This window comes from Aerococcus sp. L_32, from assembly GCF_050689315.1.
In genome coordinates this window covers 18,084-42,226 of record NZ_JBOEQF010000002.1, presented here as the reverse complement: position 1 = coordinate 42,226, position 24,143 = coordinate 18,084, and the positions used below count along the sequence as shown (strand labels likewise).

The following is a 24,143-nucleotide window of genomic DNA, read 5'->3' as shown; positions in this document are numbered from 1 at the left end:
GGTACCGTCACCCTCTTCATAGTCTGCGTATGTATAGGTAACCTCTGTATCCCAGTCAACATAGCCTTCTTCAATCGCATCTACATACATTACTGCTAGCGGTAACTTAATCGTAGAAGCGGCAGTTTGGAAGGTACTTTCGTTAATTGTGTAGCTTTCGTCAGTTTTAAAGTTGGTATATTGTAGCGAAACTTGGCTTTCATCTACCCCAAATTCTGCCATTGTCACTTCAATCAATTCATCCATTGAGGCGTATTGACTAGTATCGATTAGTTCAATACCTGACGCTTGCATTAAATCCAGGTTGTATACTTCTTCATCACTTAAGGTTAATGGGGTGCTACCTGAAGATTCACTTGCAGTAGATTCGTCTACTGTCGCTGTTAATGAATCGCTTGATGCATTCCCTTCACCCTCATCATTATATTTAAATATAGCAATTAATACTGCTATTAAAGCCACTCCTAGAACGAAGAAGGGCACTAGCGGTTTAATACTAGATTTTTTTCTGCTTTTCGACATGCATTACTCCTTATTCATTTTTAATATTCTATGGTCCTCATCCCATGCATATGAATTTTACCAAGAAAATATGATAATACTGTGACAATTTCCCACTTATTGTGAATGAATGATGTTTTATATTTTAAGAGTACGTTAATTCTATGCCTAGCTCTCATATAAAACAAGACAAGATGGTTATCCTGTCTCGTTATGGTAGTTATTAATAAGCGCGTGCATACCACACAGTGTATTTAGCAGGTTTACCAGAATATAGGTCAACTGTTTTTTCTACTGGTGGGTTGAATGGGATATTACGTGAAGTGAATCCTGTGGCTTCTTTGATGGCTGCTTCTGATTCATCAGTACCATCCCAACCAGCTAAAATCCAACCTGGACGTTCGCCATTTTCTTCACAAGCTGCTAAGTGAGCAGTCAATTGATCCATTGTATCAATATCAAAATGTTCATTCTCAGCACGGAAAGCTACCGCTTTATCGTAAAGACGTTGGTGCATTTCATCAAAACGGTTATTAATTTCAGCTACTATGTCTTGATCTAGTGAAAATGCCTCTTTACCATCAACATCGCGCATTTTAATCATGACTTGGTTGTTTTCCATATCACGTGGACCAAATTCAATTCTTAATGGTACACCATGTACTTCAGACTCATTGTATTTGTAACCTGGTGAGTTGTTTGAATCATCAAGGTTTACGCGTAAGCCAGCTGCTGATAAAGTGGCCTTGATTTCTTGTAATTTCTCAAGTACTTGTGGATTTTTCTTGATGTTCCCAACAGGAATTAGAGAAACTTGGGTACCGGCAACGCGTGGCGGTAAGACCAATCCTTGTTCGTCACCGTGGATCATGATCATGGCACCGATTAAACGGGTTGATGAACCCCAAGATGTTGTATGTACGTATGTATGTTGGTTGTCTTCATTCAAGAATTTAATATCAAAAGCTTCTGCAAAGTTTTGACCTAAATAGTGAGAAGTTCCCGCTTGAATTGCTTTTGTATCTTTTGTCATCGCTTCAATCGAGAAGGTATCTACCGCACCAGCAAAGCGTTCTGATGGTGTTTTTTGTCCCTCATAAACTGGCATTGCAAATACTTCTTTTACTAGGTCAGTATAGTAGTGCAACATTTTCATCGTACGTTCGCGTGCTTCTTCTTCAGTTGCATGCGCTGTGTGACCTTCTTGCCACAAGAATTCTGATGTACGGATAAATGGTAATGTCCGTTTTTCCCAACGGAAGACGTTAGCCCATTGGTTTAATTCCATTGGTAGGTCACGGTATGAATTAATCCAGTCAGACATAGCGTTTCCGAATAAAGTTTCAGAAGTTGGACGTAATGCCAATGGCTCTTCTAATTTTTCTTCACCTGCTTCAGTTACCCATGGCAATTCAGGCGCGAAACCTTCTACGTGGTCAGCCTCTTTTTCAAAGAAGTGTTTTGGAATTAACATTGGGAAGTAGGCGTTACGAATATCTTCCTTCTTCAACATTTTGTTAAAGGCATCTTTATATGATTCCCATAATAAAAAGCCATCTGGTTTAAAAATCATTGTCCCACGGGCAGGACCGTAATCCATTAAATCGCCCTGTTGAATTGCTTGTAAATACCATTTTGAAAAATCTGTTTGTTGTAAGTTTTCTGTTGCTTCTTGCTTCGCCATTTTCATACTCCTTTTAAAAAAATATTCCTTCAACCAAAAAGAGCATCCCATCCATAAAGGACGAAATGCTCGCGGTGCCACCTTTTTTAGTCAGAGATACAAAAGGTCTCCAACTCTCTCAAAGACGATAACGGCGCCACCGTGCCTTTTTCAAGGCGATTTTTATAAGTAGTAGGTTCATGTAGTCAGTGGGGATATGCTTACACCTGATCATATCTCGCTTAATCCTTAACAACATTACTAGTCTACAAATCGTTTGTTTATTCGCTTAGCTTACAGCCTATATTTTGCTTGATTAGCTAGTAAAAGTCAATATCTCTAGTCTTTTTCCCATGAGAAAAGACTAGTTTCATTAATCAAGCAAGTCAACTGTTAAATGACTAACCAATTCTTTCGTTAAGATTCGTTTTTGGGCGTGACCTGATTTTCGGCCTTCATAACCGTTACATAAGTAGACTTCTTCATCTGTATGTGCAACAACTTCCGGTAAATGATAGTCAGGGTCTACATAGTCTTTCAAGACTACATAGGTTAGAAAGGCCGTTGCAGCTAGATAACGCTCACCGGTATGTTTCTCACCAATGACCTTGGCAAAAATTTCCATCGAACGTTTACCTGCTCCCGTTACATAGGTTTCAACATGGGCAATATCGCCTTCTGGCAAAGGCGCTATGAAATGAATATCGTCCATATTAGCAGTCATTGTACCATATGGCGTCAACCGACCTGCGGATACAGAAGCCACATTATCCATGATATATAATATTTGGCCACCATATAAATTCTTATAAAAATTGGTTTGATTAGGCATAATTCGATGTGATTGTACTGCCTTAGTTCGTTTACAAGTTACTTGTGTCATAAATCTGACCTCCATTTAATCATTCATTCCGGACCTTTTAAGTGATTTACTTAAAGGTAAGGATAGAATAGGCGTTATAATCCCTGAAGTGACAGCTTCTAATAACCCATTACCGCCAATGGTAACTAAGAATGTAGCAATTAAAGCAGATGTTGGGATATTTAGCGCATTCGCATAAGCTTCTGCTGAAAATAGGTAAATCGCACCTAAAACAGTAACTGTATTCACTATAGAGCCGGTAACACCTGTAATGATAAATTTTGTTCTATCTTTCACCTTACCATCAAGGTATATAGCAATCCATCCTGAAATAAAGCCAACTAGCATCCGCGGAATAACAGATACTAAGGGGTTTAAGAAAACTACTGACATGATATCGGGCACAATTGCTGCCTTGATCATCCGCAAAATACCCCAAGAAGCACCGAGGATAAGTCCAGTTTGTGGCCCAAATAAACTAGCACCGATAATAACTGTTACATGAATAATTGTTGCCTGGACTGGTCCAATCGGGATATAGCCTATTCCAGGAACAAAAGTTTGAATAATTAAAATCGCCAACATCAAACTAATCACAGTTAATCTGGCGGTCCGTTCTTTTTGATGATCCATAATAAACCTCGATATCTAAATTTATAATATATGTGGCGTTATCATACCACGAATCCGCCCAATAATAAAAGGCTAACATTGAGCTAGCCTTCCTTGTCATCCTGATTAAATGAAAGATGTTTACCCTTCAGTATATCCACGAAACGGGCAGTTAATTTAGCAGTCATTCCCCATAAATGTTCCCCTTGAATATTGTAAAAAAGAATTTCCCGTTGTTCAGATCGACTAAAATTATATTGTTTCCCCCCTGGAATTAGGTTAAAGGGGAAATCATCCGCCACTTGCTGGTGGTGGGCTACATAATGGACGTCAGGCGTCATGGTCTTCAACTCACGCAAAGGGATGGTAAAAACATGGTCCACTTCATACTTGTTGAGGGTCAAATCATCCAAACTTTCAATGGCTAATTCACCCACATGACAACCGATAATTCGTTTGCCCATGACAATATAATCCATTTCACCAACCACGTCGATCTTATCAGGGCTTACCCCCAACTCCTCCGTCGTTTCACGGACCGCGGCTTGCTCAAAACCTTCGCCCGCTTCTACCCGACCACCAGGAAAAGCGGCATCCCCAGCTTGGGAAATGCCGTTTGCCCTGTGTTCGAATAAAATATGCCATTCCCCGTCCAATTTGGCTAGAGGGATTAAGACGGCATATGCTTTTTCAACGTCGAGAGGGCGTGGTTCGTAGGTTTGAAAGATACGTCTAACCTCATCCATCACAATCGCCCTTCCTTCAATTGATGTTGATCTTTTGATAATAAATTATTTGTCGCGGTTTTGGTAAGCTTCCCAGTCAGCTGTAAAGCCTTCGATACCTTTGTCAGTTAAGACGTGACCCCATAATTTAGGGAATAGGCTACCTGGAATAGTACCAATGTGAGCGCCCGCTAAAGCAGAACCTTCAAAGTGGGCAATGTGACGGATAGATGCCGCAATAATTTCAGCTTCGTAACCGTAGATATCCAATACTTCACGTAATTCAACGATTAATTTCAAGCCGTCTTGACCTAAGTCATCGATACGACCGATAAATGGTGAAATGTAAGTTGCACCAGCTTTAGCCGCCATTAATCCTTGAGAAACAGAGAAGATTAAAGTGACATTTGTTTTAATGCCTTCTTTAGAAAGTGTGTTTACAGCTTTTAAACCAGCTTCAGTCATTGGGATTTTAACAACAACGTTGTCAGCCCATTTAGCGATTGCATGTGCTTCTTCAACCATTTCTTCGTAGGTTAAACCAGTAACCTCAGCAGAAACTGGACCATCAATTGTACCAGCGATGTCTTTGATTACTTCTTCAAAATCGCGTCCTTCTTTAGCTACTAGAGATGGGTTAGTTGTTACACCGTCAACTAAACCTAAGTCATTAATTCGTTTAATTTCATCAATGTTTGCAGTATCTAAGAAAAATTTCATTTTTCAAAAGCCTCCTGTTGGCTAATTCATGACTGACGTAGTGACAAAGGTGGTAGCTGACGAATTAGTCAGCTAAACCTTTATAAGTATTGGCAATATTTTCAGCTGTAAAGCCGTATTCCTCTTGAATTACGGCACCTTTACCTGAAGCACCAAAACGGTCGATACCAACGATTGCACCGTTTAAGCCAGTGTATTTAGCCCATCCGAATGAAGAACCCATTTCAACAGCTACACGTTTAGTGATTGCTTTTGGCAATACAGACTCTTTGTAAGCTTCGTCTTGTGCATTGAAGATTTCTTGAGACGGCATAGATACAACAGATACGTTGATGCCTTCTTCAGCTAATTGCGTTTGCGCTTCAATCGCTAAGCTCACTTCAGAACCAGTCGCGATTAAGATACCTTCTTGTTCGCCAGCAGCTGGTGAAATTACGTAAGCACCTTTACGAACGCCTTCTTCAGCGTTTTCTTTAGTCCCTTCAATAACTGGTAAGTCTTGACGAGATAAGACTAACATTGTTGGTGTTTCTTCTGATTCTAAAGCTAATTTCCAAGCCACACCTACTTCGTTTCCGTCTGCAGGACGAACAACATTTACGTTGTGCATTGCACGGAATGAAGCTAATTGTTCAACTGGTTCATGTGTTGGACCATCTTCACCAACACCAATTGAGTCATGGGTAAATACATAAGTCACTGGTAATTTAGAGATTGCCGCTAAACGAACTGCTGGACGTAAGTAGTCAGAGAATACGAAGAATGTACCCGCGTATGTTTTAGAACCACCGTGTAAAGCAATACCGTTCATAGCTGCAGCCATTGCAAATTCACGCACACCATACCAAATGTTACGGCCTTGGTATGAACCTGCTTGGAATTCTTCGTCTGCATCGTTCATTGTGTTGTTAGATGAAGATAAGTCAGCTGACCCACCCCAGAATTCTGGTAAAGCTTTACCAATTTCTTGAATAGCTGCTTGAGAGGTTTTACGACTTGCTGCTGCTTTATCGTCTACTTCATAAACAGGAATGTTTGCTTCCCAACCTTCAGGTAATTTACCTGCATAAGCGCGCTCGTATTGGGTTGCTAATTCGGGATAAGCTGCTTTATAGTCAGCGAATAATTGGTTCCAAGCTTCTTCTTCGGACTGGCCACGAGACGCAACAACTTCATTGAAACGGTCGTAAACTTCTTGAGGAATATCGAATGCATCGTAGTCCCAACCAAATTTTTTCTTAGCGAAAGTAGAACCTTCAGCACCTAATGGCGCACCATGAACACCAGAAGTACCTTGTTTTTCAGCACCGAAACCAATAATTGTTTTAATTTCAATCAATGTTGGTTGATCAGTGTTGGCTTTAGCTTGTTCAATTGCAGTGTTAATGGCATCTAAGTCGTTACCATCTTTCACTAAAATATGTTCCCAGCCATAAGCTTTGAAACGATCACCAACATTTTCAGTAAAGGCTTTAGAAGTAGGACCATCTAATGAAATGTCGTTTGAATCGTATAAAGCGATTAATTTGTTCAGTTTTAAATGACCAGCTAAAGATGCTGCTTCTTGCGTCACACCTTCCATCAAGTCACCGTCACCAACTAGGGTGTAAGTAAAATGATCCACAACGTTAAAACCGTCTTTATTGTAAACAGCAGCGTCATGCGCTTCTGCCATTGCCATACCTACTGCATTAGCAAAACCTTGACCTAATGGACCTGTTGTTGCTTCTACACCGTCAGTTTCGTGTACCTCTGGATGTCCAGGGGTTTTCGAACCGAATTGACGGAAGTTTTTCGTATCTTCTAAAGATACATCAAATCCTGATAAGTGAAGTAAGCTATAAAGCATTGCAGAACCATGTCCAGCCGATAATACAAATCGGTCGCGGTTAGTCCACTTACTGTGTTGTGGGTTTTGACGTAGGTGTTTTGACCATAGGGCATATGCCATTGGTGCAGCACCTAAAGGTAAACCTGGGTGTCCAGAATTCGCCTTATCCACCATATCTGTGCTTAAAGCACGAATAGCGTTTGTTGCTAAAATATCCGTGTTGTCAAACATTCATTTCACTCCTTAAAATCTGTTCAATTTCTCATTTAAAGCTGACAGCTTGTCATACTAACAGTATAACAAAAAATCTCTAAAATCACTATTTATAGGCGTTAGAACTTATTGGTCACGCAAAATTTTATTCTGCGACGAACACCAATTTTTCTAATGCTTTTGCAATCCCTTCATCATCATTGCTTGCTGTAACGTATTGCGCATTGTCCTTCAAGTCGTCAATTGCGTTACCCATAGCCACACCACAACCAGCCCATTTAATCATGGATAAATCATTCGCTTGGTCACCAAAGGCCATTGTTTCACTTTGATCAATCCCTAAACTTTCTGCTAACTTAGCTAAAGCTTCTCCTTTATCAACGCCTTTTGGCATAATTTCTAAGAAGAATGGCTCAGATTTCATAATCGAGTATTTTTCGTACAATTCAGGGTCCAATGTTGCGATAAAGGCGTCTAACTTCCCAGGTTCAGCCGTAATCATGACTTTTGGTGCCGTAATTTCACCATCATAGAAATCGACCGTTCTGATTGGCATTTCATTTAAAGTAGATTCAACTTCTACGTATTGGTCTTTTGGTTCATCTTGAACAAGCACATATTCATCGTCATGGGCATGCACATCTAAATCATATTCCTTAGCCAAGTCAACCCAACTTTGTAATTCATCGTTGGTTAAGGCATGTGAAAAGACGGTACGATCAGTTGCTACTTCTTTTACTAAGCCACCATTAAAACAAGAAACAAATGGTACGATTTCACGGCCAACTAAATCTGCATTTAATAGTACGCCTTTATAAGGTCGACCCGATGAGATAACTACATGGATACCCGCATCATGCAATTTATGAAGCGCTTCTTTGGTCGCTTGAGATACCTCTTTTTTCGAATTTACTAAAGTCCCATCAATATCAAATGCGATTAATTTATACATCTATGCATTTCCTCCATCTTTTTTAAAATATTCTGGCAGCCTCATATCACCTTCATATGAAATGACAACTGGCTTATCCCCAAACGTTACACGACCATTCACAACCTGATAACTAGCTTTAGAAATTTCATCTTTATATTCTCCATCAGGTATGCCCAATTCAATTTCAGCAACTTGTTCTTCTTCTTTCAATTTGAAAATACCAAACAAATGCTGCGTGTAATAATGGTAAGAAAGTACCACTGTTGAATCTCCAGCAGGCATAGTCGTATAATAGCCACTCTTACATACTTCCCGTTTCTTAATTTGTGACATACGATTAATCAACGGGGTTAAATCTTGATTAATAGCCCAGTTAATCGTTTCACCGCTTTGGAAGTTAAATCGTTCTTTTGATCCATACTCCTGTCCCATAAATACGCTGGCTATCCCTTTTTGGAAAAAGGAAAAAGCTGTCCAATTTTCTAGTTCACTACCTGGTTTAACACATTTTGCAAAGCGTGGGAATTCCTCAAATTCTAAAGAATGCATACTTACGTATGTATTTGGCAACATCAACTCTTGGTAATTTAAGGTACCAACAAAGTTTTCCAAGGACAATTCTCCATGATAAAAACGATTTTTATAGAAGGAACCTGGAATTTGATCAACTACGTCAAAGTTAGGATATAATTCCCCTTCTGTCCAATAAGGCATATTCATTTGTTGTAACTTCGTTAGGATTGATAAAGGCATGGTTGCAGCCACCCAATAGAAATATGGATGAACATCTTCCACTTCAGCCCGTGCTGACGCCCAAAATTCAGGACGAACCAGTTGGGCATGGTTTGCCGCAAACCCATCCACAAATTTAGCCCAATATTTTAGATTTTCAATGATGTAATCCCATAATTTAGGGTTGGTATAGTCTAAATCGTAGGAACTATCATAGATGTCCAATCGAGAAATCATTTCGCCCTGTTCATTATGTAAGAAATATTCAGGATGTTCTTTAACTAACTCCGAATCCTTTGCCAAATGGAATAATTGTAGGTTTAACATCACTTGCATACCCATCTCATGGATACTGTCCACTAATTCTTGAAAATCATCTAAGCTCCCATACTGCTGGGAAACCTCAGAGATATTTTTCACGATCATTGGATTACCTTTCAAATTATCAGCAACCCTCAAGTCAGTAGTTGGAAAGATAGACTGCAGTAAAATAATGTCTACGCCCAAATCTTTCAAACGTTGAAGCTCTGGAATAATCGATTTGAAAGTCCCTTCCTTTGTAAAATTGCGAACAAATAACTTATACAACGTTTTGTGACGTAACGTTAAATTCGTTACTTTAGCCATGGCTGACCTCCTATATTAACTGCGACTCTTTTTGCTATCTTCATTCTAGCATACGTGCATCAAATTACTCACCATAATCATCCTTATCACTAGTAAAAATGATTTTACTAGTTTAACAACCTGTAAAAGGCTTTTTTTGCTCGTGAATAAGCGGAATTTATACATAAAAAGGTTTTTGCGAACGATTGAAAAATAAATTAACTAAACATTCGTGTTTAGTATTGATTTTTCCTCTCGAGTCTTTATAATGATAGAAGTAGTTAATTAAATTCATAAAAGGAGCAAGAAAAGTGAAAAAAATAGAGGAATTTTTCCAATTGAAGGAAAATGGGTCAAACTTTTCAACTGAATTGATTGCCGGTTTATCAACCTTCTTTGCAATGAGTTACATTATTTTTGTAAACCCAGCAATTTTATCTCAAACAGGTATGCCTTACCAAGGCGTATTCTTAGCGACCATCATTTCATCAGCTTTAGCGACATTATTTATCGGATTATTTGCTAACGTACCTTACGCATTGGCACCAGGTATGGGATTAAATGCTTTCTTTACTTATACAGTAGTTTTCTCACTGGGCTTTACTTGGCAAGAAGCGTTGGCAATGGTATTTATCTGTGGTTTATTCAACATCTTCATCACAGTAACTAAATTACGTCAATTAATTATTAAAGCAATTCCAGACTCATTACAACATGCAATTGGTGCTGGTGTTGGTTTATTCGTTGCTTACATTGGTGTTAAAAATGCCGGTTTCATCAACTTTACAACTGAAGCAGCAAACATCACAGCTGTTAACGGTCAACCATTTGATGCCACTCAATCTGTATTCGAAGGCGGTCTAGCGACAATCAACTCTACTGGGTCAACACTACCAGAAATTTCTACTTTTACAGACCAAACTTCATTGTTAGCACTATTCGGCCTAATCCTAACCATCATTTTATTATTGAAAAATGTAAAAGGTGCGATCTTAATTGGTATCATCGCGGTTTCAACTATCTACGTTATTTTAAACCCAGCTGCTTTAGCCACTGTGAACTTCGACCAATCTGGTTTAGGCGCTGCCTTCCAAGACTTGGGTGTTACTTTCGGAGCAGCCTTTGGTAAAGAAGGATTACTATCACTTTTCGCTGATCCATCCCGTTACCCATTAGTAATCATGACAATCTTTGCTTTCTCTTTATCTGATGTATTCGATACAATTGGTACCTTCATTGGAACAGGTCGCGCTTCGGGTATCTTTACTAAAGAAGACATTGATAATATGGATCAATCAAGCGTCATGAACACTAAATTAGATAAAGCACTTTTTGGTGACGTTGTTGGTACCTCATTAGGTGCGGTCTTCGGTACTTCAAATACAACTGTATATGCTGAATCTACTGTAGGTATTTCATTAGGTGGCCGTACAGGTTTAACATCTGTATTTGTTGCTATTGCTTTCTTCTTATGTGCTTTCATCTCACCTTTCGTTGGTTTAGTACCAAGTGCTGCAACTGCACCAGCCTTAATCATCGTTGGTATTATGATGATGTCAGCTATTCGTGAGATTGATTGGACTAGCTTAGAGGTTGCAATTCCTGCCTTCTTCGCTTCAGTATTTATGGCTTATGCTTACTCAATCTCATATGGTATTGCAGCAGGATTCATCACTTACTGCATCGTGAAAGTAGCACTAGGGAAAACAAAAGAAATTCATCCAATCTTATGGGCTGCATCATTCTTGTTCTTAGCTAATTTCATCATCTTGGCCATGATCTAAATCACTAAACTAATATTATTAGCTATACCTAAAGACCAGGTTCTCTGGTCTTTTTTCTTGCTTTTTAGAAACATTTTTGTATTCTTTTTTCATTCAACATGATATAAAATTTCTTTGAATAATTATGAAAACGTAACAATTCAAGGTTTTTTTAAGGATACTTTGCAGAAGTTGATTTAATACGATTTATAAACCATTCCCTTTTGACATCATAAGCGCTAAAATAGGAATGTTGATAGATTTGTCTTGCTCTATTTATTTTACATTTAGGAGGAGAGAATATAATGAATAACAATGACATTGAATATAATGCACCTAGTGAAATTAAGTATATTGATGTTGTCAATACTTACGACTTAGAAGAAGAAGCAAGTAAAGTGGTACCACATGGTGGTTTTAACTATATTGCCGGTGCATCTGGTGATGAGTGGACTAAACGTGCTAATGACCGTGCTTGGAAACATAAGTTACTATACCCACGTCTAGCGCAAGATGTTGAAGCGCCTGATACAAGTACTGAAATTTTAGGTCATAAAATTAAAGCCCCATTCATCATGGCCCCAATTGCTGCACATGGTTTAGCCCATGCTACTAAAGAAGCTGGTACTGCACGTGCAGTTTCAGAATTTGGTACAATCATGTCCATCTCAGCTTATTCTGGTGCAACATTTGAAGAAATTTCTGAAGGCTTAAATGGCGGACCTCGTTGGTTCCAAATCTACATGGCTAAAGATGACCAACAAAACCGTGATATCTTAGACGAAGCTAAATCTGATGGTGCAACTGCTATCATCCTTACAGCTGACTCAACTGTTTCTGGAAACCGTGACCGTGATGTGAAGAATAAATTCGTTTATCCTTTTGGTATGCCAATTGTTCAACGTTACTTACGTGGTACAGCAGAAGGTATGTCATTAAACAATATCTACGGTTCTTCAAAACAAAAAATCTCACCAAGAGATATTGAGGAAATCGCCGCTCATTCTGGATTACCAGTATTCGTTAAAGGTATTCAACACCCAGAAGATGCAGATATGGCAATCAAAGCTGGTGCATCAGGTATCTGGGTATCTAACCACGGAGCTCGTCAATTATATGAGGCTCCAGGTTCATTTGACACCCTTCCAGCTATTGCAGAACGTGTAAACAAACGTGTACCTATCGTCTTTGATTCAGGTGTACGTCGTGGTGAACACGTTGCCAAAGCTTTAGCTTCAGGTGCAGACGTTGTTGCTTTAGGTCGCCCAGTCTTATTTGGTTTAGCTTTAGGTGGCTGGCAAGGTGCTTACTCAGTACTTGACTACTTCCAAAAAGATTTAACACGTGTAATGCAATTAACAGGTTCACAAAATGTGGAAGACTTGAAGGGTCTAGATTTGTTCGATAACCCACACGGTTATGAATACTAGATTTTAGCAGTAATTTTATATATAAGATTAGGTCAAAGGAAATGTAGACATTTTCTTTGACCTTTTTGTTATCGCTAATAAAGGCGAATATTTAAGCACCTGTCCCAGTATTAGCATCCCCCCTTCACCTTAGATCTTAGACTTTGCATTCCTTAACAGACACACTTATAATACTTACTATAAGTAAATTGTAGAGAGGAGCGTTAGCATGGGTATCGAAAACCGCAAATCTACTGAGTTAGAAGACTTATTTGCCTCTATCGTTAATATTGACGGTGATGGAGATGGCGATAAGGAAAAAGATCATCAAGAAAAGGATACAAATAATGATCAAACAACCAAAGATCACAAATAAACAATTATAAGGAGCGATTTACCTTCATGGAAATTACTATTTGGTCTGACTTTGTATGTCCCTTCTGTTACATTGGACAAACACACTTGGAACGCGCAATGGATAACTTTGACCACGCAGATGAAATTACGATTGAACACAAATCCTTCGAATTAATGCCTGGTGCAAAATATGACCCAAGCAAAAACTTCTATGAAGCTTTTGCAGATTTAAAAGATACAACTGTTGAACAAGCAGAACAAATGAATAATCAAGTCACACAAATGGCTGCAGCCACTGGCTTAAACTTCAACTTTTCTGATATGAAAATGGCAGACACCATGCCTGCACATCGTGTATTCCAATATGCGAAAACACAAGGCAAAGATGACGAATATTTTAAAGCATTCTATACAGCTTATTTCGAAGATGGCGCTTTAATCAGCGACGAAGATACAATCGTTGCGCTGTCTGAGTCAGTCGGATTAGATGGAGACAAGGTCCGCGAAATTCTAGCCAGTGAAAATCAATTCCAAGCTGAAGTTACTGCTGATATCTTCCGCGCAGGTGAAGTTGGCGTTCAAGGTGTCCCTTTCTTTGTATTTAATAATAAATACGCGGTACAAGGTGCCCAACCTGTAGAAGTATTCCAACAAGTTTTAGACCAAGTATACACAGAAGAACAAGAAGCATAATACAACCTTAATGCCCGCAGCTTATTAGCGGGTATTTTTTTGTAAAAGAAAAAGGCTAGGACAACTGGACCCTAGCCAATAATTACTTATATTTGTGAATTTGTATCTAATGGATATACAGGTGTTCGTTCATTGATTTGCCAATGGAGAACGATAAAGGTCGCAATCCAAACAGCTGCAATATCCAAACCTAAACGAGCTAGTAAGTCAAAAATGCCGACATCATACCGTAGATACATCATGGCATAATTGGCTACTGCAATCCAAGCAAAGAACTGTAGGGCAAACTGATTGGTTTTGCCAATATGGTTTTGCCGGATGATATAGCGTTGTATTGCACCAAAAGATAAGCCAATTGAAAGTCCCATAATACCGGACCAAAGAATAGCTACTGGTAACTGCCCATCATCCGCTCCATAAATATCTAGGCCTAGATAAGCCACTAGCCTCATGATCGCAAAAACTAGTATGTAAACACGTAGGCCTCTAGTATAGAAAAAAGGTTTTGGCTTATACATTAACCGTTGGCGAGCCATTAACCGGTAAATCAACTGACCTTGTATCATGAAAATCAAAATCGCTTTAACCGGATTAATCATCCAGTCCGTCTCCACTAAATGGGGCATGGGTTCAGCTCGGTAAACTAAGAAAACCAATAACTCTGAAATAACATAAAGCATTACCTTAGTTCCTTTGGTTCCTGGCAAGCGAAAATCGACTAGATAGTAAGCATAAGTCATGAATGTATAAATCAAAAAATAAATTATAAATAAAGTTGGATAATAAATCCCTTGTTGAACCGCTATACCATCTCCAAGAATTGCTTGAAAACTTGGATTTGGGAACCACATCTCTAACATCACATGCAACAGGCTCATAACACTCGCTATAAATGCGCTATATAGCCATCTTTTATTTCTATTTCGCATATTCCCTCACTTCTCAAACCATTATGAATAGCTAGCATGAAAAAAAGACAGCCAGCATTAAACACATGAATCATCGTTAATAAGTCTATTCTAACATGCTATAATAAAAGTGAGAACTATGACAAATTCAAAAAGGGTGACCTATGGAATCAAAACGAACACAAGCAATTCAAAAATTTAATTACTGGGCTACGCGCATGACCTGCCCTATCTGCAAAAGCAATCTTTCTTTTAGTCATAATCAAGTCCGTTGCAATCACAATCACAGCTTTGACATCGCTAAACAAGGTTACATTAACCTTGCACCTAATCACCAAGAAGCACACTACAACAGCGACCTATTCACTGCTCGCCAACGAATCATGCAAGACGCAAATCTATACGCCGGGGTTTACAAACAAATCTTAGACCTATTAATTGAAAAAGGGGTAGACTTGACGCAAGTTAGCAACCTAATTGACTTAGGCACTGGAGAAGGTAGTCACCTCAATCAGCTAGCACAAACCTGGCAGGCACATGTGGGCAACGATCAAGATCAAATGCCACAATTCCTAGGCTTAGACTTAGCTAAAGATGGTATCCTTTCCGCTGCCAAACACTATACCAACGCCCTTTGGGTGGTTGCTGATTTAAGTCAATTACCATTTAAAGATGGACAAGTAGAGGGTACGCTTACCATCCTTTCACCCTCTAACTACGCTGAACTAAACCGAGCACTTTCCGACCAAGGTTGGGCCCTAAAAATTGTACCCGGCCCTAACTATTTAAAAGAATTACGGAAAATCATTCTACCAGTGGATGAACAAAAACACGACACTTCTGCGTCCATTGCTAAATTTAAAGCAGCCTTCAATGACTTTGGTCAAAGCCACTACCAACAATATCGACCATTAAATAAGGAGCAGATACGCGATTTAATTCAAATGACACCGTTAATGTGGCATGCCAACGAAAGTCAAATGACAGAAGCTATGGCATTAGATGGTATTACTATTGACTTACAAATTCTATTTGGACGCAAAAAGGAAAAGGGTTAACCCTTTTCCTTTTTTTAATCTATCTCACTGATAATCAACCTAGACGTTTATTCTTTTGCATCCTCAAACACATAATCTGGGAAATACTTTTCTAAAATAACCGGTAAATCATAGTCATCCGGGAAAAATCTACTATACACCTCTTGTCCTTCATCAAATTGACCTTCAAGTCCTAAAACTTCAAAAACATCAATAACTTTAGCAACCGCCCATTGGATTGAAGTGCCTTCAACCACTTCGTAAGGTTCTTCCAAATTATCCGCTTTAATAAAACGAATCAATTCTTCTTTTTGGATATTTTCATCCAAATGATAGAGTAGGATCTGGTTTTCATAGGAATGACGTGGACGCCCATCATCCACATTATACGCTTGTTTGATAATATTGATACTATATACATTCTTCATGTATTTCAACATCCTCTTCTACAAAGCTTGTTACCCGTAAAACATATTTACATGACTGAAGCCGCACCACCATCAATATTGAGTGCCACACCCGAAATATAAGAAGCTGCATCAGATACTAAGAAAGTAATGGCATTGGCAGCTTCCACCGTTTCACCAATACGACCTAAAGGTGTATTTGCTGATTGACTTTTAGAAAATTCTTCCCAAGTTTGATCAGCAGCGTTGTCTTGCCAACGTTTTTCGATTTGCTCACTACGCACTAAACCAATAGAGACAGCATTCACACGAATATTATACTCACCTAATTCTTTACTTAATTCCTTTGTTAAGCCAAGACCAGCAGCACGGCTAGTTGACGTTGGCAATGAATTAGCTGGAGGTGTTTTTCCGGCGATAGCGGTTAAATTCACAATAGCACCTGAATTTTGTTTCTTAAAATGTGGCAACACTTCACGAGTAAAATTCACTACACCAAAAACTTTAATATTCAAGTCTCGTTGCCATTCAGCATTGTCGACTGCATCGAAACTATGGGCAGACGATCCACCCGCATTATTAATTAAAATATCAATACGACCAAATTGATCAATTGTCTCAGCAACTACTTTTTTAGCATCTTCTTCGGCAGTTACGTCCCCAACGACATAGTGGACTTTTCGACCTGTGATTTCTTGAATAGCTCTTTGCGCATCGACAAGACGATCCTCACGGCGGGCAACAATTGTCACGTCAGCCCCCTCGCTCGCTAATGACTTAGCTGTCTCAAATCCGATTCCACGGCTGGCCCCTGTAATAATAGCTACCTTTCCTGATAAACCTAATTCCATCAAAAGACCCCTTTCTAAATTGTATTTCTATATATATTATAATCGAAATATTTTTAAACCAAAATAAAAACCCTTACAATCAAAAAGACCTATGACACGATAGGCATAGGTCCACTTCCGTATTGCTTGTTAGCCGATACCAAATTTGGCATTTTCTAAACGGGCTACATCCATTTTTTTCATTTTAAATAATGCATCTAGGACTCGTTTCTTTTGTTCTTCATTGGCTGTTTCCATGATTTGTAAGTAGGCTTGTGGCACTACTTGCCAAGAAATACCGTGACTATCTTTCAACCAACCCATACGTTCAGATTTTTCATCTGCTGATAATTTTTCCCAGTAATAATCTACTTCTGATTGTGCACCAGCAATGATCTGGAAAGAAATAGCTTCAGAAAACTCTTCATCACTACCAAGACCATGGTCCATAAAGACTAATTGTTGGTCGCCAACATTTAACTCGGCATAATTCACCTTAGCACGCGCATCTTGAGCTTCACCTTCTTGGTAATAATTGATGTGGCCTGGCGCTGCCATTTGAAAAATAGCTGCATAATCCTTTAAAGCTTGCTCTGCTTGACCACAATACTGACCGGCAAACAATAGAGATACACGGATTTTATGGTTTTTTGGCACGTCTGGTGCCAGCATAATTTGCCATGATAAACCAAATTGATCTTCTACCCAAGCATAGCGGTCGCTAAACGGATAAGCATCCAACGGCATCAAGTCTTTTCCACCTTTTGCTAATTTAGCATATAAAGTATCTACCTCTTCAGCAGTATCTAGCGATATCATCAAGGAGAATGAGGGGTTCATTTTAAAATCACTATCCCCATTAAAAGCTGCAAATGCTTGATTTTCGATCGTAAAATCGTAAGCAACAGCTTCACCTTTAGCCATTGGATAGTGGATTTCACGAGTAATCTCACTTTGACTAAAAACTTCAGTGTAGTATTTAACTGCTTCTTCAGCTTGGTTGTTGAAACATAACTGGATCGCAATTTGTCGCATATTTATCGCTCCTTCAACATTGAACTCTTCCAATACTTATAAGTAAAGAATAAGCTAAAAACCAATGAATGTCGAATAAAAACGGCTATACTTTTTACCAAGAAGCAACTACTGCACCTTTGAATGTTTCTTCGATAAAGGTTTTAACTTCGTCTGTCTTATAATATTCTTCTAGTTGTGCGATAACGGGATCTTCGGCGTCCTCAGTACGTGATACAACCCAGTTTACCCATGTAGTATCTTCAGGATCTTCCATAGCAATGGCTAGTTCTTCAGCTGATAAGCCTGCGTCTAGGATGTAGTTTGAGTTGATGCCCGCTGCTGCAACATCCGGTAATTGGGCGATAAATTGAGCTGGATCACCGGTAATAAAGTTTAAATTCAATGGATTTTCTTCAATATCATCCACTGTAGCGGCAATACCTAACCCTTCAGGCAAAGTAATGACACCAGCTCGTTCTAATACTAGAAGTGCGCGCCCTTCTTGAGAAGGGGTATTTGGTACTGCAATCGTATCGCCTTCTTGTAATTCATCTACTGTATCGTACTGTTCAGAGTATACCCCCATTGGAATCGTGATATTTTCGAAGGCCTGTGTAAATTCATAGCCTGTATCTGCGATCACGGTTTCTAAATAAGGCCCAGTTTGAATAGAGTTAAGATCTAATTCACCGTCCGCTAAGGCAGTATTTGGTGCAATATAATCATTGAATACCACTAATTCAATATCCAAACCATCCGCTGCTGCTTTTTCTTTTACTAATTCAAAAATTTCTTCGTGGGGACCTGCTGTGACACCAATCGTTAGGACGCAATCTTCTAGCAAGCCCGATGTTGCCGTCTCATCTTCATTAGTAGCTGTTGATTCACTTGCTTGATTTTCGCAACCAGCTAATACAAGTGTCGCCGTCCCTAATACCGTTAACAACCCTTTAGTCCATTTCTTCATCTGTTATTCTCCTCCATATATAATGATTAGTTATTGAATTGCTTGTATACTCGAGCAATCCTACTAGCTGCTTCTTGCAAAATAACTGTATCAGCAATTAAGCCAATTCGGATATACCCCTCTCCTGCACTACCAAAACCATTACCCGGCGCCACTGCCACATGCACTTCTTCAGCAAGAATTTGCACAAAAGTCTCTGCATCTAGCCCACTTGGCGTCTTCATCCATTGGTAAATTGTTCCCTTAGATGGCACCACTTCAATACCCACCTGGTTAAATATACGAATAACTGCATCTCGTCTAGCTTGATAAGTAGCTTTCATTTCATCAATAAAATCTTGATTTTCTTCTACCATTAAAGTAGCAACCGCTTCTTGCATAGCCCCGTACATACCGACTGTCGTATGGTCTTGTAGGCTATTTAGATAACCCACTACCTGGGCATTTCCCACTGCAAAACCAATCCGCCATCCTGGGATATTGTAAATTTTAGACAAAGAAAATAATTCAAGTCCCACTTCCTTAGCACATGGCGTTTCCAAATATGATATGGGCTTCTCGTGATCAAAAACATACGGCCCATAAGCAAAATCATGAACCACAAAAATATTGTTGTTTTTGGCTACTGCCACTGCTTCTTCAAAAAAATTTTGCGTTGCTAAGGCGCCCGTTGGATTGTTGGGGTAATTCAGGTACATGACCTTAGCACGGTCGCGGTCCCCTTGGGCAACCTGGTCAAAATCAACCAGGTAATTATTTTCCGCCAGTAGGTCCATAAAAATCGTATCCGCTTGGGTTAAACCAATGGCCGATAGATAGTCTGGATAGGTAGGATTGGGCAGTAAAATTCCGTCCCCCTTGTTGACTAAGACCTGACTCACCTTCATAATGGCCTCTTTAGACCCGTGGAATAGAGCCACTTCTGTTTCTGGATCAATGTCTACCCCAAATTGATGGTGGTAAAACTTGGCCACCGCTTGCTTTAGCAAGTCTTCCCCGCGATACGGGCCATACCGGTCATATTTCGGGTTATCGATAGCCGACCGTAACGCCTCTTTCAGGGCTTGTGGTGCCGGTAAATCTGGCGTCCCAACCGCTAAATCGATCACGTCATCATAGCGACTCTTAAGGTCCGATATCGCTGCCGTTAAACTTGAGAAATATTGACTTGGCAAGAATTGAAAAATATTTGAAGGTTGAAAATCAACCATATGCCACCGTCCTTTCTGATAAAAACTATGCGGTCTCTATCCAATGAGTTATAGCCACTTTACCTTTTAATCTCCTCCATATCAATTATTTGAAGATATCGATTTCCGTCGTATATTGAACGGTTATAACTATCACAAATCATTGAAAAAGGGGATTGCAACCGGACATTGCAATCCCCATCTTAATACGGTTATTTCAAAATAACCTGCCTGGATCATTATTTAATTTTACTAGCAATTTCAGCTACTAAGTCAGCGTCTTCAAGTCCAGTAACCGTTTGAATAACTTGGTCAAGTGGTTGGTCTGCTAACATTTTTTGCAGTTCTTGGCTTTGTTCATCGTCTGCGTCACTGTATTCAAAAATGTATGCGACTGTTTCAAGTAAAGCGTCGTAAGCTAGGCCACGTTCTTTTGCCTCACGAATTGGACGGATAAAGCGTTCGTCGTAACCTAATTTACGGATTGGTGTACGGGCAACACGTGTAATAGTGTCTGAAATGTGGCTGTTTTGGAAACGGCCTACGATTTTGTTGGCATAAGCTGCGTGTGCTTTAGGGTCAAAGCCCCATTTTTCAACTAATAAGGCACCAGTTTCTGCTAACACTGCTTGTAATTGTTGTAAGACATTGTCGTCTTCTAAGGCCTGGTCAATTGTTTCATATCCAAAGTGTTTACCAGTATAGGCTGTTGTGGCATGACCAGTATTCACAGAGAATAATTTGCGTTCAATATAAGGAAGTAAATCTTCTACATACAATACATCCTCAAGTTGGATTTGAGTACCTTTTACATTTGTTTGGTCAATTACCCATTCACTGAAAGGTTCAACAGATACAAACAGAGGATCTTCGTGACTTTGCATAGGAACAATACGGTCAACTGCTGCATTAGGGAAACCAATATATTGGTCAACGTAGATACGATCAACCTCATCGAAATAAGCTGACACTTTCTCATTTAAGAAATCAGTCCCACCAATCATGTTCTCACAAGCAACAATATCCATTGGACGTGTATCGTCATTCTCCCGACGTAATTTAATGCCATTAGCAATTAATTCAGCAATATAAGGTAAGATATTAGGTCCTATAGCAGTTGTCACAATATCGGCTTCAGCTACCGCTTGAGCTACCGCTTCAGGTTCTTTACCGTTGTTTAATCCACTGAAACCAGAAATAGTTAAACGTTGGTGAGCCTCATCAGCATATTCAATTTCGTAACTATCACGAGCGTTTAAGGCATCGATTAATGTTTCATTAATATCTACAAAAGTGATGTCGAAACCATTCTTATGTAAGATTTCACCTATAAATCCACGACCAATATTGCCAGCACCAAAATGTACAGCTTTCATTTACGCTTCAACCTCCTTCAACATATCAATAACTTCTTCAGCCGTTTTTGCATCTCCTAGACGGACAACGTTGGCCACATCTGAACAGTAGACTGCAATTTTAGACAATAAATCTAAGTGATCATCACCAACGCCAGCAATTCCAAAAATAGCCACAGCTAATTTCTCTTCTTTACTATTATCAGAGAAGTTAACGCCCTTTGGCACTTGCACAAAAGAAATTGCCGTATGGTTGACGTGGTTTTTACTATCGTCTGTACCATGTGGGATAGCGACAAAATTGCCCATGTATGTAGACACAATGCCTTCACGCTCGATCATACCCTCTACATAATCAGCATCTACCGCACCATCTTGTACCAATAATTGGCCGGCAGCGCGAATGGCTTCCTTTTTTGTTGTAAATGTATTATTCAACTGTATTAACTCTTTTTTCAATTCCATTCAATCACATCCTTATTTTGCTTGAGCTGCACTGTAAAGTCCAGACTCGGTTTCCTTGCGCTCACCCAGTATTGAGTTCGCACCCTTTTTAATCTCACTTGTAACTTAAAGTTACGGGCTCTCACATCCTAGTCGGGTTCGCTCGACCAGCTCAAGTCCACTTCACACTGAGTTACACCTCACTGCGTGCGGTACTGTCTTAGTCTTCCAGTGTTGTTGAGCTGAGCGGTCTCGTTCGCGCCCTTTTTGTCTCATCCTTTATTCAAATGTGGTGGTTTCTTCTACAAACAATGCACTCAATAGTTGTAATACGATGGCCTTTGTCCCACTTTTATAGATTTCCGTGTTCAAATCATTGTCAATGATGGAAGAGGATATCTTACCCAGCAACAGTTCATTTTCCCTAGATAATGGTTCTGGGGCTAGTAATAACAAGATTCGTTTCAATTTAATTGTCGTCCGGTCCATGCCCAATATTTCAAACGGTCGGTCTAATTCATATATGGAGAAGAAGGCTTCCTTGACTTGTGGGTTGGTCGAGTGGAATAAGGCAATGTTTGAATGCGGAATCCCAATGGGCGCTTCCAGATAGCGCTGAATCACTCGTTTCGTCACTTGGTCAGGATCCTCCACCACTTGGTCAGATAATCCCTGGATGATTTCTAACAAACTAGCTTCAACTGTTTCCTTAGATTGAACTTGGTGAATATCAAATTTCTCGAGAATCTTATTGGCCGTATTGACCAATTGATAAAGTCGTTCAAACTGCATGTCCGCTGACCCATTTGCCTGTTGACTCGCCTGGGTACGCTCTTTTGACTGCGATAAGTGTTTAATCTCTTGGCGAATCGCCATAATCTCATCATCCAAAAGTAAGGGCGAAATCACCTGATATGGATAATTAAAGCCTGCCAAGAAACTAGTCGATAAAATCAAATCATACTGGTCATAATCGACCTTGGACATCTGCGAAACCTTCACAATATCCAAATGCTTCACTTCTGGAATCTTATTGGAAAAACGGCTCTCCAAGATTTTGCTGGTACCAAACCCGCCAGCACTTAGGATGACAATCTTCAAGTTGCGGGAGATCGGCTGGCGCTCAATAGACGAGGCATAATGGATAATAATATAAGCCATCTCTTCCTTAGTAAAGGTAACATCCGGAAAGACCTCTTTCAACGATAGGTCCACTGCTTCATGTAAATTAGGGTAGCCTGCAATCATTTTATCTAAGATAATATCATCACTGGTAATCGCTTGGTCTAAACGTTTTAAGGCCGCATTTAAATGGGTCAATAAGTCTTCAAACAAGCGGTTGTCCTGTCTAAAATCGTAACCTGTTTTGGCCGAAATTTTTCTAGTTAACTCCGCCACTCGATAGGACAATTCCGTATCAAAGTTGTTGGAGAAGATATTTTGTGGTCGGTTGAAATTCATCCCTTCCAACTGACGCGCAAACATATGGCGTTCATTGAAATCAATGGCCAGCTTCATTTCCTTGGCAATAATCTCATACATTTGATGAGACAAGCGGACGAAATGACTCGACTGGTCTTTAGCTAGGATTTCACTATGAATACTATACCCTTGTCGGATACGGAAAATATTCACCACAAAACTCAGGATAATCGTCTTCAATTGGTTATCTGGTAAGTTGGACAACTTATGGTGAATCAATTCCGACTTAAATATTTGGTGGGCAATTTCATATATCTCACTCGGGATCAACTGGATGAAAAAGGCATCCTCTGAATGAGGCAGTTGCCCTTGTTCAGTCATTTGGTTGAAATAGAGAAAGAAATCAATTTCCTTGATATTGTAATCCAACAAATTGACAATTAATTGCCGGATAACCGTCTCTTCACCCTTCACCTTCAAGTTAGAATGACTAGAGCTTTCAATTTGAATAGTATATTCACTCAAACTGGCTTTTATACTAGCCATATCCGTATTGAGCGTCCGTACACTGACGGAAAAATCATAGGCCATAGCTTCAACTGTGCTAATCCCTTGACCCGACAAGACCATTAAGGCAATGGCATTTTGGCGTTGGGCCTTGGATAAACCACCATAAGGATGGGCATTAAGCTGGTCCCTCAACGCCACCTTGTCCTCATCACTACCAATTAAGTAATACCCTTCATTTCTTGGCTTGTCTAACCGCAAGTTCAGCTGTCTGAGCGACTCTTCAATATGGCTAATTTCACGATACACTGTGCGTTTGCTTATATCGAGTTCATCTTGGATGTCTTTTTGGGTCACACCTTTTGGATAGGCCAGCAATAAATTCAAGATACTCTTTTCTCGCTCTGTAAAATACACTTCCATCGCTCCTTAGTCAAA

General features: G+C 39.6%; 23 protein-coding genes and 1 pseudogene. 6 read left to right on the top strand and 18 right to left on the bottom strand.

From position 1 onward, the window contains the following. The 9 genes from ACRCJ0_RS00415 to ACRCJ0_RS00375 form a co-directional block, all read right to left on the bottom strand. The coding region (locus tag ACRCJ0_RS00415; RefSeq protein WP_431389134.1) for a serine hydrolase at positions 1-522 on the bottom strand (522 nt) is incomplete at its 3' end. A gap of 202 nt (positions 523-724) precedes the next feature. Beyond that, positions 725-2,185, bottom strand: coding sequence for a proline--tRNA ligase (gene proS / locus ACRCJ0_RS00410; protein ID WP_431389133.1), 1,461 nt, complete (start codon positions 2,183-2,185; stop codon positions 725-727). 352 nt (positions 2,186-2,537) lie between these two features. Then, on the bottom strand, positions 2,538-3,047 hold the full coding sequence (locus ACRCJ0_RS00405; protein ID WP_016897276.1) for an acyl-CoA thioesterase: 510 nt from the start codon (positions 3,045-3,047) through the stop codon (positions 2,538-2,540). Between the two features lie 15 nt (positions 3,048-3,062). After that, on the bottom strand, positions 3,063-3,659 hold the full coding sequence (locus ACRCJ0_RS00400; protein ID WP_048729824.1) for an ECF transporter S component: 597 nt from the start codon (positions 3,657-3,659) through the stop codon (positions 3,063-3,065). Positions 3,660-3,742: 83 nt separating this feature from the next. Next, positions 3,743-4,384 (bottom strand): NUDIX hydrolase, encoded by a 642-nt coding sequence (locus ACRCJ0_RS00395; RefSeq protein ID WP_431389132.1) that lies wholly within the window; start codon positions 4,382-4,384, stop codon positions 3,743-3,745. 45 nt (positions 4,385-4,429) lie between these two features. Next, the gene (fsa, locus tag ACRCJ0_RS00390) at positions 4,430-5,083 is read right to left on the bottom strand and encodes a fructose-6-phosphate aldolase (protein ID WP_069285440.1); all 654 of its coding nucleotides are present in this window, start codon (positions 5,081-5,083) and stop codon (positions 4,430-4,432) included. A 64-nt stretch (positions 5,084-5,147) separates the two neighbouring features. Beyond that, complete coding sequence (gene tkt / locus ACRCJ0_RS00385) at positions 5,148-7,145, bottom strand: transketolase (RefSeq protein WP_431389131.1); 1,998 nt, start codon at positions 7,143-7,145, stop codon at positions 5,148-5,150. 127 nt (positions 7,146-7,272) lie between these two features. Then, positions 7,273-8,079, bottom strand: coding sequence for a Cof-type HAD-IIB family hydrolase (locus tag ACRCJ0_RS00380; protein ID WP_069285442.1), 807 nt, complete (start codon positions 8,077-8,079; stop codon positions 7,273-7,275). Then, positions 8,080-9,420 (bottom strand): alpha-amylase family glycosyl hydrolase, encoded by a 1,341-nt coding sequence (locus ACRCJ0_RS00375; RefSeq protein WP_431389130.1) that lies wholly within the window; start codon positions 9,418-9,420, stop codon positions 8,080-8,082. 299 nt (positions 9,421-9,719) lie between these two features. Between ACRCJ0_RS00375 and ACRCJ0_RS00370 the strand changes: the two genes are divergently transcribed. The 4 genes from ACRCJ0_RS00370 to ACRCJ0_RS00355 all read left to right on the top strand — a co-directional run bounded on the left by ACRCJ0_RS00370 (position 9,720) and on the right by ACRCJ0_RS00355 (position 13,621). Continuing rightward, on the top strand, positions 9,720-11,183 hold the full coding sequence (locus tag ACRCJ0_RS00370) for an NCS2 family permease (RefSeq protein ID WP_431389135.1): 1,464 nt from the start codon (positions 9,720-9,722) through the stop codon (positions 11,181-11,183). Positions 11,184-11,467: 284 nt separating this feature from the next. Beyond that, complete coding sequence (gene lctO / locus ACRCJ0_RS00365; protein ID WP_270370986.1) at positions 11,468-12,592, top strand: L-lactate oxidase; 1,125 nt, start codon at positions 11,468-11,470, stop codon at positions 12,590-12,592. A gap of 208 nt (positions 12,593-12,800) precedes the next feature. Next, entirely contained in the window at positions 12,801-12,947 is a 147-nt protein-coding gene (locus ACRCJ0_RS00360; protein ID WP_165695905.1) for a hypothetical protein, read from the top strand. Positions 12,948-12,973: 26 nt separating this feature from the next. Further along, positions 12,974-13,621, top strand: coding sequence for a DsbA family oxidoreductase (locus tag ACRCJ0_RS00355; protein WP_431389129.1), 648 nt, complete (start codon positions 12,974-12,976; stop codon positions 13,619-13,621). An 86-nt stretch (positions 13,622-13,707) separates the two neighbouring features. Here the strand turns inward: ACRCJ0_RS00355 and ACRCJ0_RS00350 are convergent, their stop codons facing one another. Beyond that, on the bottom strand, positions 13,708-14,481 hold the full coding sequence (locus ACRCJ0_RS00350; RefSeq protein ID WP_149315448.1) for a hypothetical protein: 774 nt from the start codon (positions 14,479-14,481) through the stop codon (positions 13,708-13,710). 212 nt (positions 14,482-14,693) lie between these two features. Between ACRCJ0_RS00350 and ACRCJ0_RS00345 the strand changes: the two are divergent. Further along, positions 14,694-14,852: pseudogene (locus tag ACRCJ0_RS00345) on the top strand (putative RNA methyltransferase); the annotation flags it as partial. 60 nt (positions 14,853-14,912) lie between these two features. Beyond that, on the top strand, positions 14,913-15,587 hold the full coding sequence (locus ACRCJ0_RS00340) for a putative RNA methyltransferase (protein WP_431389136.1): 675 nt from the start codon (positions 14,913-14,915) through the stop codon (positions 15,585-15,587). 47 nt (positions 15,588-15,634) lie between these two features. On the opposite strand, the gene ACRCJ0_RS00335 is transcribed toward ACRCJ0_RS00340, so the two are convergent. From ACRCJ0_RS00335 to ACRCJ0_RS00300, 8 genes are all read right to left on the bottom strand, one after another. Continuing rightward, positions 15,635-15,994, bottom strand: a complete 360-nt coding sequence (locus ACRCJ0_RS00335; protein WP_016897290.1) for a hypothetical protein — start codon at positions 15,992-15,994, stop codon at positions 15,635-15,637. 47 nt (positions 15,995-16,041) lie between these two features. Continuing rightward, the gene (locus tag ACRCJ0_RS00330) at positions 16,042-16,824 is read right to left on the bottom strand and encodes an SDR family NAD(P)-dependent oxidoreductase (protein ID WP_431389128.1); all 783 of its coding nucleotides are present in this window, start codon (positions 16,822-16,824) and stop codon (positions 16,042-16,044) included. A gap of 129 nt (positions 16,825-16,953) precedes the next feature. Beyond that, positions 16,954-17,838 carry a VOC family protein gene (locus ACRCJ0_RS00325; protein WP_431389127.1) on the bottom strand — a complete coding sequence of 295 codons (885 nt, stop codon included), beginning with the start codon at positions 17,836-17,838 and terminating at the stop codon, positions 16,954-16,956. 94 nt (positions 17,839-17,932) lie between these two features. After that, entirely contained in the window at positions 17,933-18,787 is an 855-nt protein-coding gene (locus ACRCJ0_RS00320; protein WP_431389126.1) for a MetQ/NlpA family ABC transporter substrate-binding protein, read from the bottom strand. Between the two features lie 26 nt (positions 18,788-18,813). After that, positions 18,814-19,998: an aminotransferase class I/II-fold pyridoxal phosphate-dependent enzyme gene (locus ACRCJ0_RS00315; protein WP_431389125.1), complete on the bottom strand. Its 1,185-nt coding sequence runs from the start codon at positions 19,996-19,998 to the stop codon at positions 18,814-18,816. A gap of 218 nt (positions 19,999-20,216) precedes the next feature. Further along, positions 20,217-21,353, bottom strand: coding sequence for a mannitol-1-phosphate 5-dehydrogenase (locus ACRCJ0_RS00310; RefSeq protein WP_431389124.1), 1,137 nt, complete (start codon positions 21,351-21,353; stop codon positions 20,217-20,219). Beyond that, positions 21,354-21,797: a PTS sugar transporter subunit IIA gene (locus ACRCJ0_RS00305; RefSeq protein WP_271735914.1), complete on the bottom strand. Its 444-nt coding sequence runs from the start codon at positions 21,795-21,797 to the stop codon at positions 21,354-21,356. A 258-nt stretch (positions 21,798-22,055) separates the two neighbouring features. Then, complete coding sequence (locus tag ACRCJ0_RS00300; RefSeq protein WP_271735915.1) at positions 22,056-24,128, bottom strand: BglG family transcription antiterminator; 2,073 nt, start codon at positions 24,126-24,128, stop codon at positions 22,056-22,058. Positions 24,129-24,143 lie beyond the last annotated feature (15 nt).

Bases quoted from the DNA above. Each gene is read 5' to 3' on its own strand.
- proS (WP_431389133.1), bottom strand. From the start codon at position 2,185: ATGGCGAAGCAAGAAGCAACAGAAAACTTACAACAAACAGATTTTTCA.
- ACRCJ0_RS00405 (WP_016897276.1), bottom strand. From the start codon at position 3,047: ATGACACAAGTAACTTGTAAACGAACTAAGGCAGTACAATCACATCGA.
- ACRCJ0_RS00400 (WP_048729824.1), bottom strand. From the start codon at position 3,659: ATGGATCATCAAAAAGAACGGACCGCCAGATTAACTGTGATTAGTTTG.
- ACRCJ0_RS00395 (WP_431389132.1), bottom strand. From the start codon at position 4,384: ATGGATGAGGTTAGACGTATCTTTCAAACCTACGAACCACGCCCTCTC.
- fsa (WP_069285440.1), bottom strand. From the start codon at position 5,083: ATGAAATTTTTCTTAGATACTGCAAACATTGATGAAATTAAACGAATT.
- tkt (WP_431389131.1), bottom strand. From the start codon at position 7,145: ATGTTTGACAACACGGATATTTTAGCAACAAACGCTATTCGTGCTTTA.
- ACRCJ0_RS00380 (WP_069285442.1), bottom strand. From the start codon at position 8,079: ATGTATAAATTAATCGCATTTGATATTGATGGGACTTTAGTAAATTCG.
- ACRCJ0_RS00375 (WP_431389130.1), bottom strand. From the start codon at position 9,420: ATGGCTAAAGTAACGAATTTAACGTTACGTCACAAAACGTTGTATAAG.
- lctO (WP_270370986.1), top strand. From the start codon at position 11,468: ATGAATAACAATGACATTGAATATAATGCACCTAGTGAAATTAAGTAT.
- ACRCJ0_RS00360 (WP_165695905.1), top strand. From the start codon at position 12,801: ATGGGTATCGAAAACCGCAAATCTACTGAGTTAGAAGACTTATTTGCC.
- ACRCJ0_RS00355 (WP_431389129.1), top strand. From the start codon at position 12,974: ATGGAAATTACTATTTGGTCTGACTTTGTATGTCCCTTCTGTTACATT.
- ACRCJ0_RS00350 (WP_149315448.1), bottom strand. From the start codon at position 14,481: ATGTTAGAGATGTGGTTCCCAAATCCAAGTTTTCAAGCAATTCTTGGA.
- ACRCJ0_RS00340 (WP_431389136.1), top strand. From the start codon at position 14,913: ATGCAAGACGCAAATCTATACGCCGGGGTTTACAAACAAATCTTAGAC.
- ACRCJ0_RS00335 (WP_016897290.1), bottom strand. From the start codon at position 15,994: ATGAAGAATGTATATAGTATCAATATTATCAAACAAGCGTATAATGTG.
- ACRCJ0_RS00330 (WP_431389128.1), bottom strand. From the start codon at position 16,824: ATGGAATTAGGTTTATCAGGAAAGGTAGCTATTATTACAGGGGCCAGC.
- ACRCJ0_RS00325 (WP_431389127.1), bottom strand. From the start codon at position 17,838: ATGCGACAAATTGCGATCCAGTTATGTTTCAACAACCAAGCTGAAGAA.
- ACRCJ0_RS00320 (WP_431389126.1), bottom strand. From the start codon at position 18,787: ATGAAGAAATGGACTAAAGGGTTGTTAACGGTATTAGGGACGGCGACA.
- ACRCJ0_RS00315 (WP_431389125.1), bottom strand. From the start codon at position 19,998: ATGGTTGATTTTCAACCTTCAAATATTTTTCAATTCTTGCCAAGTCAA.
- ACRCJ0_RS00310 (WP_431389124.1), bottom strand. From the start codon at position 21,353: ATGAAAGCTGTACATTTTGGTGCTGGCAATATTGGTCGTGGATTTATA.
- ACRCJ0_RS00305 (WP_271735914.1), bottom strand. From the start codon at position 21,797: ATGGAATTGAAAAAAGAGTTAATACAGTTGAATAATACATTTACAACA.
- ACRCJ0_RS00300 (WP_271735915.1), bottom strand. From the start codon at position 24,128: ATGGAAGTGTATTTTACAGAGCGAGAAAAGAGTATCTTGAATTTATTG.